Consider the following 17,042-nt stretch of genomic DNA (forward strand, 5'->3'; position numbering starts at 1 on the left):
CACGAGTGACCCCGGTTCGCACAGTGTGCCGAACGGCTCGCACGGACCAGCTGGGGGCGGGAGGCGCTGAGCCGGAGCGGACGACGGCCACCCGGGTGCTGCGCCGGCGGCGGCCCGCCGGGTGCCCGGAGCGGGGGCGGGTCGCCGGGAGGGCGACGGCGGCCACCTGAGTGGAGAGCGGGGCCCCGCATCCGCGAGGATGGGGCCATGACCGCCCAGATTCTCGATGGCAAGGCCACCGCCGCCGCGATCAAATCCGACCTCACCGCGCGCGTCGAGGCGCTCAAGGCCAAGGGTGTCACGCCCGGCCTGGGCACCCTGCTCGTCGGCGACGACGTCGGCTCCCAGAAGTACGTCGCGGGCAAGCACCGCGACAGCAAGCAGATCGGCATCAACTCCATCCAGCGCGAACTGCCCGCCACGGCGACGCAGGAGGAGATCGAGGCGGTCGTCCGCGAGCTGAACGAGGACCCGTCCTGCACCGGCTACATCGTCCAGCTCCCGCTGCCCAAGGGCATCGACGTCAACCGGGTGCTGGAGCTGATGGACCCGGCCAAGGACGCCGACGGTCTGCACCCGACGAATTTGGGCCGTCTCGTCCTCAACAAGCCCGCGCCGCTGCCCTGCACCCCGCAGGGCATGATCGTGCTGCTGCGCCGCTACGGCGTCGAACTGAACGGGGCGCACGTCGTGGTCGTGGGCCGCGGGGTGACCGCCGGCCGCCCGCTGCCGCTGCTGCTGACCCGGCGCAGCGAGAACGCCACCGTGACGCAGTGCCACACCGGCACCCGTGACCTGCCCGGGCTGCTGCGGCAGGCGGATATCGTCGTCGCCGCCGCGGGCGTGCCCCACCTGATCAAGCCCGAGCACGTGCGCGAGGGCGCGGCCGTGCTGGACGTCGGCGTGAGCCGGGACGACAACGGCAAGATCGTCGGCGATGTGCACCCGGGGGTCGCCGAGGTCGCCGGCTGGCTGTCCCCCAACCCGGGCGGCGTCGGCCCGATGACCCGCGCCCAGCTCCTGGTGAACGTGGTGGAGGCGGCCGAGGCGGCCGAGGCCGCACGCGAGGCCGGCTGAGCGCGGCCATGGGCGACGAGGGCGAGGCGAAGGGAGAATCCGCGGTGAGTGCACAGCAGGCGGCCCCGCCGCGCAGGAGGTCGCGGCGCTTCCCCGCGCTGACGCGGGACACCGCACGGCCCGAGGGCGGCGGCAGGGCGCTGGGCGGCGAACACCCGGCGCCCTACCGGCAGTGGCCGCTGCTGGCGGTCTGCGCGGGTGTGCTGATCGGACTGCTGGTGACGGTGATCGAGGTCCGCGTCGGCACACTGATCGTCGGACTGGCGCTGCTGGGCGGCGCCGCGCTGCGCTGGGCGAAACCCTCGGTCGGCATGCTGGCGGTGCGCTCCCGCTTCACCGATCTGGTGACCTACGGCGTGCTCGGCGGGGTCATTGTGCTGCTGTCGCTGATGGTGCAGCCGAAACCCTGGCTGACGGTGCCGTTCCTCGACACGCTGGTGCACTTCACCGTCCGCTGACCCGCCATGGGGGCGGTGGTACGCGTCGCACGGCGCGGGCGCGCGGGTTGCGGAGAGCGTGGCACGGTGCCGGGGCCGCGCGCGGGCGGCGTGTGTGCGCTCGTATGTGCGCATCGTATGTGCGCGGTGCGTGCGGGACGTGACGTCCGGTACCCGGAAGGGCTGGCAGACTAGGGGACGTATGCGCGGACGTGGGGGTGCGCGCGGGCACGGGTCCGAGACCGGAACGCCCCCGCACCCTTCCGCTTCCGAAGCTGCGTCCCGGCTGTCAGCATCCCCCTGGGCAGCCGGTGCACAGCCCAGGAGCCGCGGCACACACGGGGGAAGGGAAGGCGAACGGCGCAGTCGGGGGACGAGGGGGAGGCAATGCCTCGGTGGAGGTCGCTACCGGAGGATCTGGACCCGCAGATCCGGGAGTTCGCGAGCCAGTTGCGGCGGCTCGTCGACCGCAGCGGACTGAGCATCTCCGCCCTCGCCGACCGCACGGGCTACAGCAAATCGTCCTGGGAGCGCTACCTCAACGGGCGGCTGCTGCCGCCGCGCGGCGCCACCCAGGCCCTCGCCGAGGTGACGGGCACCGACGTCCGTCACCTGGGCACCATGTGGGAGCTGGCCGAACGGGCGTGGAGCCGCAGCGAGATGCGGCACGACACCACACTGGAGGCCATCCGCATCGCGCAGGCCCGTGCCGCACTGGACGAGGCGGAGGCACGCGAGTCCGCCCCTGACAAGGGCCGCAGGCGGCGCAGGGGCAAGGGCGGCAAGGACCCGGCCGGTCACCAGGACGCGGCGCCGTACGGCACTCCGGGGGCGCAGCCGCAGGACGAGCCGACGGCGGTGCTGCGCAAGGACGCCATCCGCGCGGCGGGCAGCGGCTCCCCTCCGGCCGAGTCCTGGGCCGCCGGCGCGCCCGGGGCACACGGTCCCGGCGTCCCGCACCCCCTCGCCCCGCCGGACGGCACCGGCTCCGGTCCGGGGGCGGGCCGCGGCGGCCGGCAGGGCGGCTCCGGCGGCGGGCGGCGGAAGGTCACCGTGCTGCTGGCGGCGCTCGTGGCCGTGCTCGTCGTGGTGGCGGGCGCGGTGCTCTTCCTCGGCCCGGACGACGGCGGCGAGGACGAGAAGGCCGCGCCGAAACCGTCGCCCACCAGGCACGGCCCCAAGCTGCCCGCGGGCGTCAAGTGCGTGGGCGAGGACTGCTCGGGCAAGGACCCGGAGGCCATGGGCTGCGGTGGCCAGAACGTGCGGACGGTGGGCTCCGCGAAGGCCGGCGCCGGTGTCGTGGAGGTCCGCTACAGCAAGGTGTGCTCGGCGTCCTGGGCGCGGGTGAGCGGCGCCGCCCCCGACGACGTCCTGCGCATCACCGCGCCCGGTGGCCAGAAGGAGACCGACACGGTCACCTCGACCGACGCGTACACCGAGATGGTCTCCGTGAAGTCCCCGGACGACGCCCGCGCCTGTCTGACGCGGGCCGCGGGCGGCGAGTCCTGCACCTGACGGGCGGGCCCCGCACCCGGCCGGCTCCGCCGGGTGGCGCGGGGTTGGTGGTGGCCGTCCGTACGGCGGGACCGGCAGGGAGGGGAGGCCGCCGCGCGGTCCGAGGTGCGGTGGCGGGAGCGGCCTCATGAGCAGCATGCCGATCCCGAAGGGACCAGTACCGAAGGGGACGAAGCGCCCCGAGGGCCCGCAGGGCCGCCGAGGACCGAGGGCCCCACAGGCACCGGCCCCACAGGTACCGGCCCCACAGGTACCGGCCCCACAGGTACCGGCCCCACAGGCACCGGCCCCACAGGTACCGGCCCCGCAGGCACCGGCCCCGCGGACAGCGGCGTGTACGGGGAGCCGGGTGCGGCTGTGCGGTGCGGGCCGGCCCGGGAGGTTGCCGGGGGACGGGCGCGGTGCGGGGGAGCGGCGGACGGGTCCGGCCGCGGGCGCCGGGCCGCTTGGGGCGACCCGGGGGTGCGGCGGGCACCGGGTCGGATAGCCTGGCCGATGGGTCTCTTGACGTAGAGAGACTTCCGGCCACCGCCAGCCACGTCGTCAAGTACTACGGAGAACGCATGACCCGCACTCCCGTGAACGTCACCGTCACCGGCGCCGCAGGCCAGATCGGCTACGCGCTCCTGTTCCGTATCGCGTCCGGTCAGCTGCTGGGTGCCGACGTGCCGGTCAGGCTCCGCCTGCTGGAGATCACCCCCGCGCTCAAGGCGGCCGAGGGCACCGCGATGGAACTGGACGACTGCGCCTTCCCGCTGCTCCAGGGCATCGACATCACCGACGACCCGAACGTCGCGTTCGACGGCGCCAACGTGGCCCTGCTCGTCGGCGCCCGCCCCCGCACCAAGGGCATGGAGCGCGGCGACCTGCTGGAGGCCAACGGCGGCATCTTCAAGCCGCAGGGCAAGGCCATCAACGACCACGCGGCCGACGACATCAAGGTCCTGGTCGTCGGCAACCCGGCCAACACCAACGCGCTCATCGCGCAGGCGGCGGCGCCGGACGTGCCGGCCGAGCGGTTCACCGCCATGACCCGCCTCGACCACAACCGGGCGCTCACCCAGCTCGCCAAGAAGACCGGCTCCTCCGTCGCCGACATCAAGAAGCTGACGATCTGGGGCAACCACTCCGCCACCCAGTACCCGGACATCTTCCACGCCGAGATCGCCGGCAAGAACGCCGCGCAGGTCGTGAACGACGAGAAGTGGCTGGCCGACGAGTTCATCCCGACCGTCGCCAAGCGCGGTGCCGCCATCATCGAGGCCCGCGGCGCCTCCTCGGCCGCCTCCGCCGCCAACGCCGCCATCGACCACGTGCACACCTGGGTCAACGGCACCGCCGAGGGCGACTGGACCTCCATGGGTGTGCCGTCGGACGGCTCCTACGGCGTGCCGGAGGGCATCATCTCCTCCTTCCCCGTCACCACGAAGGACGGCGCGTACGAGATCGTCCAGGGCCTGGAGATCAACGAGTTCTCCCGCACCCGCATCGACGCCTCCGTCAAGGAGCTGACGGACGAGCGCGACGCGGTGCGCGGCCTCGGCCTGATCTGAGCCGCGGCGCGGTGGTGCCGTCCGCCCGCAGGGCGTGAGGCGGCGCCCGTACGCCGACGAGGGCCCGCGCGGACCGTCTCCCGGTCCGCGCGGGCCCTCGCGCGTGCGCGGGCGTCCGCACCTACCCCCGGTGCTGGGCGCCCGCGCCCCCCGTCCGCGGCGTCCGCCCCCCCGTACGCTCACATGAGCCGTGTCACGGACGCCCCTCCGGCTCCTGGGGAGGGCGCGCCGGAGCCGGTGCGGCCGGGGTGGAGGCCGGCGGCGCGGCCGGCTGCGGGTGGCCGGCCGGGGCGAGCAGACCGCGGGCCAGGCCCGCGGTCACCGCGAGGGAGGCCGCGCCCACCAGCGTCATCGCCGTGGCCGGTGAGGTGCGTTCGGCGACGGCACCGGCCAGCGCGGCGCCCACACCCTGCATGGCCAGCATCCCGGACGAGTGCAGCCCCAGGGCGTGGCCGCTCAGCTCGTGCGGGGTCAGCTCCAGCAGCCGCTCCTGGAGCAGCAGGCTGGCGGCGAACCCCACCGTCGCCACCGTCACCAGACCCGCCGCGACAGGCAGCGGCGGGCGGAGCGCGAACAGCAGGAACGGGGCGGCGAGCAGCGCCAGCATGGGCACCGGCAGCCGGCGGCGCCAGTGCGCGGGGACGAACCGCCCCATCGCCGTGTCGCCCGCCAGCATTCCCAACGCGCCGCAGGCGAACAGCAGCCCCGCGTGGTGGGGTGCGTAGGGCACGTACAGGGACTCGCAGCCGACGACCAGTCCGTTGGGCACCCACAGCGCGAGGTAGACGAGGCGGCGCGGCCGGGAGGACCACAGCAGGGCGTTGGTCCGCCAGGTGGCGGCCACCGAGACGCGTCCCGTGGCGCGGGGAGGCCGCCTGCCCAGGCCGAGCCGGGCGGCGACGGCGCCCGCCAGGTACAGCGCGGCTCCCGCCAGCAGGGTGCCGCGGGGCTCCAGGAGGGCGACCAGCACTCCGCCGAGCGCGTAGCCGCAGATCTGCACGATGCCGGTGGACATGTTCAGCACCGAGCGCCCCAGGAGATAACCGTCCTTCGACAGCACCTCGTTGAGCAGTCCGTACCGCACCCCGCCGCCCAGCGAGGCCAGGACGCCCTGCACCAGCAGGACGGCGAACGCGACGGCCACCGGCAGCCCCGGCAGCGCCTGCACGGCGGTACCCGCCGCGAACACCAGCAGCAGTCCGCCCAGCGTGGCCCGCGGCGGCAGCCGGTCGGCCGCGGACAGCAGCGTCGTCGCCCCGACGAGCTGGGCCAGCGACGGTCCGAACATGGCGAGGGACGACAGCAGCGGGGAGCCGGTGGCCCCGTAGATCAGCGTGCCCAGCGCCAGCCCGCTCACCGTCTGCCCCGCCACCTGAAGGGTGCTGACGAGGAAGAGCGAGGTGAACTCCGGCGCCCGGAACAGCTCACGGTAGGTGCGCATGCCGTGAGTCTCGGGCGGCGGCGGCGACGCGGTTACTGTTTCGCACACCGGCGAAACGTCGGCGGGCGGTGACAGGGCGCAGGGACGGAGGGTGCCGTGGGATGGTGGCAGGTCGACGCCGATGTGCTGGCGGGCAGCCGGTTCGTGCTCTCGCCGCTCGCGGAGACCGTCGCCGCCCTCAAGGTCCTGGAGCGGGCACACCCCGCCCACCCCGGTGAGCGGACCTGGCTCGCCGCCCACCTGCCCGCCTACCGGGACCGCCAGGCCGCCGATCCGGTCGGTGCCCTGCTGATCCGGGCGGCTCTGGGCCCCACCTGGAACGCGGACTTCCTCACCCCCACGCCCGAGCCGGGCCCCGGCCCCTGGGGCGAGGTGCCGTTCGAGGAAGAGGTGGCGCGGGTGCGCGAGACACCGCCCGCAGCGGCCCGCGCCCATCTGCTGGTCTCCCTCGGGCGGCGGGGTCCGCTGCCCGTACCGCTGCGCCGTGACGATCTGCCGCGGCGGGCCGCCGACACTCTCACATGGGTGTGGCGGGAGACGGTGCTGCCGTACTGGCCACGGCGGCGCCGCGTCCTGGAGGCCGATGTGGTGGCGCGTACGGCGCAGTTGAGCCGCGGCGGATGGGCGGCGGCGCTGGACGACATGCGGCCCGGGATGCGGTGGCTGGGCGGGAGCAGACTCCAGATCAACGCGCACGACAACCCGCCCCGCACGCTGGCGGACGCCTGTTTGATGTTCGTGCCCGTCACCCCGAAGGCCGGCTGGGTGGCGTGGGAGGAACCCGGAGAGCCCGTGGAGGACGCCCGGCCGGAGCCGCCGGGTGCGCCGCCCGCCGGGCACGCCGTGCGGCCCGCACCGGCCCGGTACGCCGTGGTCTACCCCTGTGCGGGAACGCTGGCCGAGGACGAAGGGGCGCCCGTGCCCGAGGCGTTGGGGGCGCTGCTGGGGGGTGCGCGGGCCAGGGTGCTGGTGCTGCTCGACACCCCGAAGAGCACCACGCAACTGGTCGGGCTGACGGGGCAGGGCCTGGGGTCGGTGGGGCGGCACCTGCGGGTGCTGCGGGAGGCGCGGCTGGTGCGGCGCCGTCGTGCGGGCCGGGACGTCCTCTACTACCGCACGCCCGCCGGCGACTGCTTGGTGGAGGCCCAGTCCTCTCGCCCGGCGTCTCCCCGTCCGGCGTCCCCCCGCCCGGCGCGGGAGGCGCGGTGAGGGGGCCGGGAGGCCGGGGCCCCGGGCCGGCTAGACCGACTTCGACGGCGGCTCGTCCTGCTGCGAGTGCTGGAAGTGGCGGCGGAGTTCCTCGACCGAGACGGTGTGTTCACGGTCCGGGACGCCGCGGGGGACCGGCCGGTCGAAGCGGCCGAGGTCGATCTCGTCGTGGTTGCCGCCCGCCCGGCGCTCCAGCCGCAGCGGGTACGGCTTGCCGTCGGCGGAGACGTGCATGGTGACGCGGGCCTTGTCCTGGTGGCTGGTGACGGGGACGGAGCGGTGGCCGCCCACCTCGCCCTGGGGGCCGCGCTTCCAGCGGGGGCCGGGGCTGCGCGTCGCCCCGGAGGCGGCACGGAAGGCGTCGAGGTCGCAGGCGGTGGCCAGGCCCTTGCCGCCGAGGTCGTCGTCCCGGGCGGAGCCCTTGATGTAGCGGCCCTGGAACTTCTTCGCGGCGGCGGCGCCCTCCTCGGGGCCGAGCTGCGCCTTCCAGAACGCGGCGTCGGGTTTGAGCCAGACGGTGTCGCCGTGCTTGATCAGCCGTACCGATCCCTTGCCGGGAACCGTCACTTTTCCGAAACAATTCGCTTTTTCGTCGAGAGTGAGATTCAGCCGCAGGTCGGGGGCTTTCATTTTGAGCCGGAGAGAGCGTGCTGAATTCAGCTCGTTCGAGGCTTTTTCGGCTATTTCCCCGCCCGGCAACTCTGCGATGTCGGGACCGTCACGTTCCGTCGCCATGGGGGCGGCGGCGGCCGGGGTCAGCAGTCCGCCGGTGGTCGTCGTCGCTGCGCACACGGCCACGAGGAGTGCGGTGCGGTGGTGCTTTCGCATGAGGGGCTCCGATCCGCCGTCGGGAGGAGCAGGTGCGGAGCGGCGGCGCGCCCACCTGCCATATCCGGACAAAGACGTACTCACCGTACGTTCCACCGGCGGGTGGCGCACTTCGGCCAGTGATGAAGCCCACTTGGAAGCAATTTTTGGACATGAGATCGGAAGGACGGGGCAGGGTTCCCGACTGCCATCTGCCCGAGGCATGGCAAAAGCCCCTGTCGGGGGCACCGGGGCAGCACCCGGAAAAGCAGGAGCAAGGAAGGCAGTACCAAGGTGTCCGTTCTGGAGAGCATTCACATCGACGGCTCGTGGCGCACGGCCGCGGCCTCAGGCACGCGGGAGGTGCTGGACCCCGCGGACGCCACCACGCTCGCCGTCGTCGCCGAGGGTGACGTCGCGGACACCGACGCGGCGGTCGCAGCCGCCCGCCGAGCCTTCGACGAGGGCCCGTGGCCGCACACCCCGACCGCCGAGCGGGCCGCGCTGCTGCGCCGCGTCGCCGACCTGCTCCAGCGCGACCGCGAGGAGATCGCGCTGACCGAGTCCCGCGACACCGGCAAGACCCTCGAAGAGGGCCGGGTCGATGTGGACGACGTGACCAGCGCGTTCCGCTACTTCGCCGACCTGGTGATGAACGAGTCCGGCGGCCGGGTCGTCGACGCGGGCAGCGCCGACGTGCACAGCGTCGTCGTCCACGAGCCCGTCGGCGTCTGCGCCATGATCACCCCCTGGAACTATCCGCTGCTCCAGGCCAGCTGGAAGGTCGCCCCCGCGCTGGCCGCGGGCAACACCTTCGTCATCAAGCCCAGCGAGGTCACCCCGCTGTCCACCGTCCACCTGATGAAGCTGCTGGTGGAGGCCGGTCTCCCGAAGGGTGTCGGCAACCTGGTGACCGGCGCCGGCGACCCGGTGGGCGCCCGGCTGTCCGAGCACCCGGACGTGGACCTGGTCTCCTTCACCGGCGGCCTGGCCAGCGGCACCAAGGTCGCCCAGGCGGCGGCGCCGACGGTCAAGAAGGTGGCGCTGGAGCTGGGCGGCAAGAACCCGAACGTGGTCTTCGCCGACGCCTGTGCCACCGACGAGGGCTTCGACACCGCCGTCGACCAGGCGCTGAACGCCGCGTTCATCCACAGCGGCCAGGTCTGCTCGGCCGGTGCCCGGCTGATCGTCGAGGAGTCCGTCAAGGACCGCTTCGTGACCGAGCTGGCCTCCCGCGCCCAGCGCATCCGGCTGGGCCGCGGCACCGAGGAGGGCGTCGAGTGCGGGCCGCTGGTCTCCGCGCAACAGCTGGAGAAGACGGAGATGTACGTCGCCTCCGCGCTGTCCGAGGGCGCCGAGCTGCGGTGCGGCGGCGCCCGGCCCGAGCCCTGCGACGTCCGCCCCGCTAGCGGCTACTTCTACTCCCCGACGGTGCTCGACAACTGCCACCGCGGCATGCGGGTCGTCCGTGAGGAAACGTTCGGCCCGATCCTGACGGTCGAGACCTTCCGCACCGAGGACGAGGCCGTCACGCTGGCCAACGACACCGAATACGGCCTGGCCGGCGCCGTCTTCTCCGGCGACACCGCCCGCGCCCGCCGCGTCGCCGCCCGGCTGCGCCACGGCACGGTGTGGATCAACGACTTCCACCCCTACCTCCCGCAGGCCGAGTGGGGCGGCTTCGGCAAGTCCGGCGTCGGCCGCGAACTGGGCCCGCACGGCCTGAACGAGTACCGCGAGACCAAGCACGTCTACGAGAACCTGCGCCCCGCCCCGGTCCGCTGGTTCGCCGGCTGAAAGGCACCACCCACCCCCCTTCCCACCTCCCACCCGTCCACCCCGAAGACCCCCACACACGGCAGAGCCCGGCGGCTCCACACCCCGATCGAGCCGCCGCGGCACTCCCGTACCAACCGCAAGTCCGCGCCCGTCATGTCCCCAAGGAGCAGTACTCATATGTCCAGCTTTGACTACGTGATCGTCGGAGGTGGGACGGCCGGATCGGTGATCGCCTCACGGCTCGCCGAGGACCCGGACGTCACCGTCGCACTCATCGAGGGCGGCCCCTCGGACGTGGACCGGCCCGAGGTGCTCACCCTCCGCAAGTGGCTGGGCCTGCTGGGCGGCGAGCTCGACTACGAGTACACGACCACCGAACAGCCGCGCGGCAACTCGCACATCCTGCACAGCCGCGCCAAGGTGCTGGGCGGCTGCTCGTCGCACAACACCCTCATCTCCTTCAAGCCGCTGCCCTCCGACTGGGACGAGTGGGAGGCCAACGGCGCGACGGGCTGGGGCGCCGAGGACATGGAGCCCTACTTCGGCCGGCTGCGCAACAACATCGTGCGCGTCGCCAAGAAGGACCAGAACGCCATCGCGCAGGACTGGATCGACGCCGCCAAGAAGGCCCTGGACGTCCCGGAGGTCGTCGGCTTCAACGACAAGCCCTTCGAGGAGGGCGTCGGCTTCTTCGACCTGTCCTACCACCCGGAGAACAACAAGCGCTCCTCCGCCTCGGTGGCCTATCTGCACCCGCACATGGAGGCAGGTGACCGCCCCAACCTGCACATCCTGCTGGAGACGTGGGCGTACAAGCTGGAGATCGGCGGCGCGGACGGCAAGACCGTCACCGGGGTGCACATCCGCACCAAGGACGGTGAGGAGAAGCTGCTGACCGCCGGCCGTGAGGTGCTGGTGTGCGCGGGCGCCATCGACACCCCGCGGCTGCTGATGCACTCGGGCATAGGCCGGAAGGAAGACCTCGAAGCGCTCGGCATCCCCGTCGTGCACGACCTGCCGGGTGTGGGCGAGAACCTCATCGACCACCCCGAGTCGGTGATCGTGTGGGAGACCAACGGGCCGATCCCGGAGAACTCCGCGATGGACTCCGACGCGGGCCTGTTCGTCAAGCGGGACCCGGACCACAAGGGCCCGGACCTGATGTTCCACTTCTACCAGATCCCCTTCACCGACAACCCCGAGCGGCTGGGCTACGAACGCCCCGAGCACGGCGTGTCGATGACCCCGAACATCCCCAAGTCCCGCAGCCGCGGCCGGGTCTACCTGACCTCCGCCGACCCCGAGGTCAAGCCGGCGCTGGACTTCAAGTACTTCGAGGACGAGGACGACTACGACGGCCGGACCCTCGTGGACGGCATCAAGCTGGCCCGCAAGGTCGCCCAGGCCGAGCCGTTCGCCAAGTGGCTCAAGCGGGAGGTCTTCCCCGGTCCGCATGTGACGGACGACGAGGAGATCAGCGAACTGGTGCGCAAGGCCGCCCACACCGTCTACCACCCGGCGGGCACCTGCCGGATGGGCGCGGAGGACGACCCGCTCGCCGTCGTCGACCCCCGGCTGCGGGTGCGCGGCCTGTCCGGCATCCGCATCGCGGACGCCTCCGTCTTCCCGACCATGCCCGCCGTCAACCCGATGATCGGCGTGCTGATGCTCGGCGAGAAGGCGGTCGATCTCATCCGACCCGACGCGAAGACGGCACCGGGAGGTGTTGCGTGATGTCCGAGACAGCCGAGGGCGCGGCCACCGCCGAGCACACCGAGGAGACCACCGCGAACGCGAACGCGAACACGAAGGCACAGGACGCCGCCGGCGCGGCGGCGAAGGACACGGCGGGCGGGGACACCCCCGTCTTCACCGTCCGCAACCTGTGGAAGGTCTTCGGGCCCAAGGGGAGCGTGCGCCGCATCCCCCAGGACCCGTCCGTCCAGGACCTGAGCCAGGCCGAGATGCGGGAGAAGACCGGCTGCACGGCCGCCGTCCGCGACGTCAGCTTCGACGTCCACAAGGGCGAGGTCTTCGTCGTCATGGGCCTGTCCGGCTCCGGCAAGTCCACCCTGGTGCGCTGTCTGACCCGGCTGATCGAGCCCACCGCCGGCACCCTGAAGTTCAACGGTGACGACGTCATCGGCATGGACAAGGACTCGCTGCGGGAGCTGCGCCGGCACCGCGCCTCGATGGTCTTCCAGAACTTCGGCCTGCTGCCGCACCGCACGGTCGTCGACAACGTCGCCTACGGGCTGGAGATCCAGGGCGTCGGCAAGGCCGAACGCCGCGAGCGCGCCGCCGAGATGGTCGCCAAGGTCGGACTGGACGGGCTGGGCGAGCGCCGCCCCGGCCAGCTCTCCGGCGGCCAGCAGCAGCGCGTCGGCCTCGCCCGGGCCCTGGCCGTCGACCCCGAAGTGCTGCTGTTCGACGAGCCGTTCAGCGCCCTCGACCCGCTGATCCGCCGCGACATGCAGGAGGAGGTCATCCGGCTCCACCGCGAGGAGGGCCGCACGATGGTCTTCATCACGCACGACCTGTCCGAGGCGCTGCGCCTGGGCGACCGCATCGCGCTGATGCGCGACGGCCGCGTCGTCCAGCTCGGCACCCCCGAGGAGATCGTCGCCAACCCGGCCGACGACTACGTCCGCGACTTCGTGCGCGACGTCCCCCGCGAACAGGTCATCTCGGTGCGCCGCGCCATGCGGAAGGCCACCGACACCGAGGCCGAGACGGGCGCCGCGCTCGCCCCCGACACGCTGGTCGCCGACGCCATCGAGGCCGTCGCCCGCAGCGGGGAGAGCGCCCGCGTCGTGGAGAACGGCCGCACCATCGGCGTCGTGGACGACGCACGGCTGCTGAGCGTGGTGGCCGGACTGGACCAGCGGCGGGGCGAGGACGGCGAGTCGAAGGAGGTGGCCGCCGTATGAGCACGCACGCTCCGGCGTCCGCCGCCGGCGCCCGCACCGACCGGCCGGCCGAGGGGCTGATATGAGCACCACCACCCTGCCGCAGCGGGGGAAGGAGACGACGACGGCGCCGGCGCCCGCCCCGGTGGGCGGCGCCCGCGCGCTGCTGGCCCGCCCCGCGTTCGTGGCGTTCCTCGTCGTCCTCCTCGCCCTCGTCGTCGGCGCGCTCGCCCTCGACGGCAACTGGCCCGGCCCGCTGGACAAAGCCGACGCGGTCAAGGGCTGGCTCGACGACGTCAGCAACTGGCTGACCGACAACCGGGCCACGAGCTGGATCTTCCTGTACTTCCTGCTGCACATCAGCAACTGGTCCGAGGGCGGTGTCGACTACGTCTTCACCTTCCTCAACAACCTGGGCTGGCTGGGCGTGACCGCGCTGGCCACCGCCGTGTCCTGGTACGTGGCAGGCGCCGGAGCGCGGCTGCGCTCGCTGCGGATCGCCCTGCTGACCGCCTGCACCTTCCTCGCCTTCGGCGTGCTGGGCCTGTGGGACTACGCCATGTCCACGCTCGCCCTGATGGTGGTCGCGGTCGCCGTCTCGGCCGTCATCGGCGCCCTGCTGGGCCTGGTCGCCGGCCTGTCCGAGCTGGGCAACCGCATCCTGCGGCCGGTGTTCGACACCATGCAGGTCATGCCGGCGTTCGCCTACCTGCTGCCGCTGGTCCTCATCTTCGGCATCGGCTCGCCCGCCGCACTGGTGTCCACCGTCATCTACGCGGCGCCGCCGATGGCCCGCCTCACCGCGCTGGGGCTGCGCGGCGCCGACCCGGCCGCGCTGGAGGCGTCCCGTTCGCTGGGCGCCGGCTCCTGGCAGCGGCTGTGGACCGCGCGGCTGCCGCTGGCCCGCAAGGAGATGCTGCTCGGCCTCAACCAGACGATCATGATGGCGCTGTCCATGGTCGTCATGGCGTCCGTCATCGGCGCCGGCGGCCTGGGTGACAAGGTCTACCAGGCACTCGCCAAGGACAACGTGGGCATGGCGCTCGTCGCCGGTGTCTGCATCGTCCTGATCGCCATCTGGCTCGACCGCGTCACCGCCGCCGCCGGCGACCGGCTGGAGACCTCACCCGGCACCGCAGCCCGGACCTCCGGCGACGCCGGCGCGGTCGGCATGGAGAAGCTGGGCGGCTGGCTCGCCTGGGGCCTGTTCGTCGTCTTCGCCGTCGTCGCCACCCTCTTCGGGCCCGTCGGCGAACGTTCCTGGCCCGTCGACTGGAGTGTCTCCCTCTCCGCACCGCTGACCCGCGGCATCGAGTCCTTCACCAGGGCCATCTCCGACGGGGTGCCCGTGCTCGGCGGCACCGACGTGTGGGCCTCCCACTTCACCTCCTGGGTGCTCAACCCCATGCGCGAGGCCATGCAGGCCGCACCCTGGTGGGGCGTGCTGCTGCTGGTGGCCGTCCTCGCCTGGATGGCCGGCTCCTGGCGGGCCGGGGTCACCGGTGTGCTCTCGCTGGGCGTCATCGGCGTCCTGGGCCTGTGGGACAAGTCCATGGACACCCTCTCGCAGGTGATCGTCTCCGTGGTGTGCACCCTCGTCGTCGGCGTCGTCATCGGCATCCTGGCCGCCCGCTCCCGGTGGGTGATGCGGCTGATCCGGCCGGTGCTCGACGTGATGCAGACGATGCCGCAGTTCGTCTACCTGGTGCCCGTGGTCGCGCTCGTCGGCGTCGGCCGCCCCGCCGCGATCCTGGCCGCCGTCGTGTACGCGCTGCCCGCCGTCGTCCGCATCACCGCGCAGGGGCTGGCCTCCGTCGACCCGGCGGCGCTGGAGGCCTCCCGCTCGCTGGGCGGCACCACCTGGCAGCAACTGCGCCAGGTGCAGCTCCCGCTGGCCCGGCCCTCGCTGATGCTGGCCTGCAACCAGGGCGTCGTCCTGGTCCTGGCCATCGTGGTGATCGGCGGTCTCGTCGGCGGCGGCGCCCTCGGCTACGACGTGGTCTACGGGCTCCAGAAGAGCGACCTGGGCGTCGGCCTCTCGGCCGGTGTCGCCATCGTCTGCCTGGGCCTCATGCTCGACCGGCTCACCCAGTCCGCGGGCAGCACCGGAAAGCGCGGAGGTACGAAGTGAAGCGCAACATCCGACCGCGGGCCCCGCACCGGGCCCGCCGCGGGCGGCTGCTGAAGTCGGGCGCCGCCGCGGTCGGGGTCCTCGCCCTGACCGCGGGCCTCACCTCCTGCGGCAAGGCCAACCCGTACTACAGCGGCAGCCCCAACACCGTCACCCTGCCGGTGGCGGCCTGGGCCGGCTCCGAGGCGAACGTCGCCGTGGCCAAGCAGGTGCTGGAGAAGAAGCTCGGCTACCGGGTCAAGACCCTCCAGATGGACGAGCCCGTTGCCTTCGACGCCCTCAACACCGGCCGCGCCGACGCCATGCTGGAGGACTGGCGGGGCGTGCCGAAGAAGGAGAAGAAGTACGTCGAGGAGCTCAAGACCATCGTCTACGCGGGGGAGATGGGCGTCACCGGCCACATCGGCTGGTACGTGCCCACCTACTTCGCCAAGGAGCACCCCGAGGTCAAGGACTGGAAGAACCTCCCCAAGCTGAAGAAGCACTTCCAGACCCCCGAAAGCGGCGACAAGGGCCAGCTGCTGGAGGGCTCGCCCTCCTTCAGCACCTACGACGACGCCATCATCAAGAACCTGGATCTCCCCTACAAGACGGTCTACGCCGGCAGCGAGGCCGCGCAGATCAAGGAGATGCAGAAGCGCGCCGCCAAGAAGGAGCCCTTCCTCACCTACTGGTGGACGCCGCAGTGGCTCAACTCCAAGATCCCCATGACGGAGGTCAAGCTGCCCAAGCGCACCCCCGGGTGCGACAAGGTGGCCTCCAAGGTCGACTGCGCCTACCCGTACACCAAGCTCGCGAAGTTCATGAACAAGGACTTCGCCGAGAACGGCGGCAAGGCGGCGGAGTTCCTCAAGAAGTTCAAATGGAGCACCGCGGACCAGACCCAGGTCGTCAAGTGGATGACCATCGACAAGATGGACACCGACGAGGCCGCCGCCAAGTGGGTCAAGGAGAATCCCGACAAGTGGAAGAAATGGCTGCCCAACTGACCAGGCGGCCCTGGGGCAGAATTGCGCTGTGAAGCAGCCCGCCCCCTCGCCCCGCCCCTCCCCCCTAAGCCGGGGCGAGGGGCGGCGGCGTGCCGGGCGGCACCGCGCCCCCCGCTCCCGGCGGCCCCTGCTGCCCGCGGTGGCCGTCACCGGCTGCGTCGCCGTCCTGGTGGCCGTCGCCCTGCTGGGCACGGACGCGGCGACCGAGGTCACCGGCGAGGTACGGATACCCGGCGGCGGCACCACCACCCTGCTGCGGTCCGTGCTGCTGGCCGCGCTCTGCGTCCAGCTCGGTGAGGTGGCCGGGCGCAGGCTGGCCCGCGACGTGGCCCGCACCCTGCCCGGCACACTCCCCGAAGGACCCGTACAGCCACCCGAATGGGCGGCCGGTGCCGCCTTCGCCGGGATGCTGGCCGCACTCGGACTCGCCTCCATGGCCGCCGCCGGGGACGGCCGGCTGGCCGCCGGCCTGCCCGAACTGAGCGAGATCCACGCGACCCGCGACGGCCTGCTGGCCTTCCTGGAGGCCAACGGCTTCCTGCTCGCGGCCCTCTGCGTCTTCCTCGGCCGGCCCGTGTGGGCGGCCGTCCCCCTCACCGGCGTCATCGTCGGCGAGGCCGTACGCGCCCACCCCGAGGACCACACCCAGCTCCTCGGCATCGCCCTGACCCTCGTCCACCTGACCGCCACCGTCCTGTGGACCGGCGGCCTCGTCCAGGTGCTGCGCACCATGCGGGCCTGGCACGGCGAACCCGGCGCCGCCCGCGCCCTGCTGGCCGCCTACGCCCGGCGGGCCTTCTGGCTGTTCGTCGCCCTGTGCGTGACGGGCACGTGCAGCACCCTGCGCAAGCTGCCGACCGTGCAGGCGGCCACCTCCTCCGCCTGGGGCCGGACCCTGCTGGTCAAGCTGGTGGTGGTGGCGGCCGTCGCCCTGTGCGCGGTGCTGGCCCGCCGCGTACTGATACGGGACCGGGCCCGTACGACCTACAGCCAGGTGCTGCGGCCCACCGCGTGGGAGCTGGCGGCGCTGGGCGCGGTGCTCGTCGTCTCCGCACTGCTGACCGTCGCCCCGGTGCCGCGCTGACCCGGGCGGGGCCCGGCAACTGCGGGTGAGTCCCGGCCCGGGGTCCGCTCGGAGCTTGGCCTCGTCGTCGGCCGGTCCTCGCCGTGGGGACGCCGTTGCCCTCGTGATGGG

At 72.8% G+C, this 17,042-nt stretch carries 13 protein-coding genes; 11 read left to right on the top strand and 2 right to left on the bottom strand.

All coding sequences use genetic code 11. The features are described 5' to 3' along the window. Positions 1 to 207 precede the first annotated feature (207 nt). From IO40_RS0119715 to IO40_RS0119730, 4 genes are all read left to right on the top strand, one after another. Positions 208 to 1,077, top strand: a complete 870-nt coding sequence (locus IO40_RS0119715) for a bifunctional methylenetetrahydrofolate dehydrogenase/methenyltetrahydrofolate cyclohydrolase (protein WP_016473316.1) — start codon at positions 208 to 210, stop codon at positions 1,075 to 1,077. A gap of 44 nt (positions 1,078 to 1,121) precedes the next feature. Then, positions 1,122 to 1,535: a DUF3017 domain-containing protein gene (locus IO40_RS0119720; RefSeq protein WP_031175831.1), complete on the top strand. Its 414-nt coding sequence runs from the start codon at positions 1,122 to 1,124 to the stop codon at positions 1,533 to 1,535. A 366-nt stretch (positions 1,536 to 1,901) separates the two neighbouring features. After that, positions 1,902 to 3,029 (top strand): helix-turn-helix domain-containing protein, encoded by a 1,128-nt coding sequence (locus IO40_RS0119725; protein ID WP_031175832.1) that lies wholly within the window; start codon positions 1,902 to 1,904, stop codon positions 3,027 to 3,029. A gap of 563 nt (positions 3,030 to 3,592) precedes the next feature. After that, positions 3,593 to 4,582, top strand: a complete 990-nt coding sequence (locus IO40_RS0119730) for a malate dehydrogenase (protein ID WP_016473313.1) — start codon at positions 3,593 to 3,595, stop codon at positions 4,580 to 4,582. A gap of 193 nt (positions 4,583 to 4,775) precedes the next feature. Here IO40_RS0119730 and IO40_RS0119735 read toward each other — a convergent pair whose 3' ends face one another. Continuing rightward, a complete protein-coding gene (locus IO40_RS0119735; protein WP_031175833.1) occupies positions 4,776 to 6,023 on the bottom strand; it encodes an MFS transporter in 1,248 nt (415 codons plus the stop codon). Positions 6,024 to 6,119: 96 nt separating this feature from the next. Between IO40_RS0119735 and IO40_RS0119740 the strand changes: the two genes are divergently transcribed. Further along, the gene (locus IO40_RS0119740; RefSeq protein WP_031175834.1) at positions 6,120 to 7,232 is read left to right on the top strand and encodes a hypothetical protein; all 1,113 of its coding nucleotides are present in this window, start codon (positions 6,120 to 6,122) and stop codon (positions 7,230 to 7,232) included. 30 nt (positions 7,233 to 7,262) lie between these two features. Here IO40_RS0119740 and IO40_RS0119745 read toward each other — a convergent pair whose 3' ends face one another. Continuing rightward, positions 7,263 to 8,060, bottom strand: coding sequence for a hypothetical protein (locus IO40_RS0119745; protein ID WP_031175835.1), 798 nt, complete (start codon positions 8,058 to 8,060; stop codon positions 7,263 to 7,265). Between the two features lie 273 nt (positions 8,061 to 8,333). Here IO40_RS0119745 and IO40_RS0119750 point away from each other — a divergent pair, with 273 nt between their 5' ends. From IO40_RS0119750 to IO40_RS0119775, 6 genes are all read left to right on the top strand, one after another. Continuing rightward, positions 8,334 to 9,836: an aldehyde dehydrogenase family protein gene (locus tag IO40_RS0119750; RefSeq protein ID WP_031175836.1), complete on the top strand. Its 1,503-nt coding sequence runs from the start codon at positions 8,334 to 8,336 to the stop codon at positions 9,834 to 9,836. Between the two features lie 159 nt (positions 9,837 to 9,995). Continuing rightward, positions 9,996 to 11,552, top strand: a complete 1,557-nt coding sequence (locus IO40_RS0119755; protein WP_016473308.1) for a GMC family oxidoreductase — start codon at positions 9,996 to 9,998, stop codon at positions 11,550 to 11,552. Continuing rightward, the gene (locus tag IO40_RS0119760; protein ID WP_016473307.1) at positions 11,552 to 12,748 is read left to right on the top strand and encodes a quaternary amine ABC transporter ATP-binding protein; all 1,197 of its coding nucleotides are present in this window, start codon (positions 11,552 to 11,554) and stop codon (positions 12,746 to 12,748) included. Before IO40_RS0119755 ends, IO40_RS0119760 begins: the two co-directional genes overlap by 1 nt. A 61-nt stretch (positions 12,749 to 12,809) precedes the next feature. Next, positions 12,810 to 14,858 (top strand): ABC transporter permease, encoded by a 2,049-nt coding sequence (locus IO40_RS0119765; RefSeq protein ID WP_016473306.1) that lies wholly within the window; start codon positions 12,810 to 12,812, stop codon positions 14,856 to 14,858. After that, complete coding sequence (locus IO40_RS0119770; protein WP_016473305.1) at positions 14,855 to 15,847, top strand: ABC transporter substrate-binding protein; 993 nt, start codon at positions 14,855 to 14,857, stop codon at positions 15,845 to 15,847. Before IO40_RS0119765 ends, IO40_RS0119770 begins: the two co-directional genes overlap by 4 nt. Positions 15,848 to 15,875: 28 nt before the next feature. After that, a complete protein-coding gene (locus IO40_RS0119775) occupies positions 15,876 to 16,931 on the top strand; it encodes a CopD family protein (RefSeq protein WP_016473304.1) in 1,056 nt (351 codons plus the stop codon). Positions 16,932 to 17,042 lie beyond the last annotated feature (111 nt).

The organism is Streptomyces albus subsp. albus, assembly GCF_000725885.1.
GTDB lineage: Bacteria > Actinomycetota > Actinomycetes > Streptomycetales > Streptomycetaceae > Streptomyces > Streptomyces albus.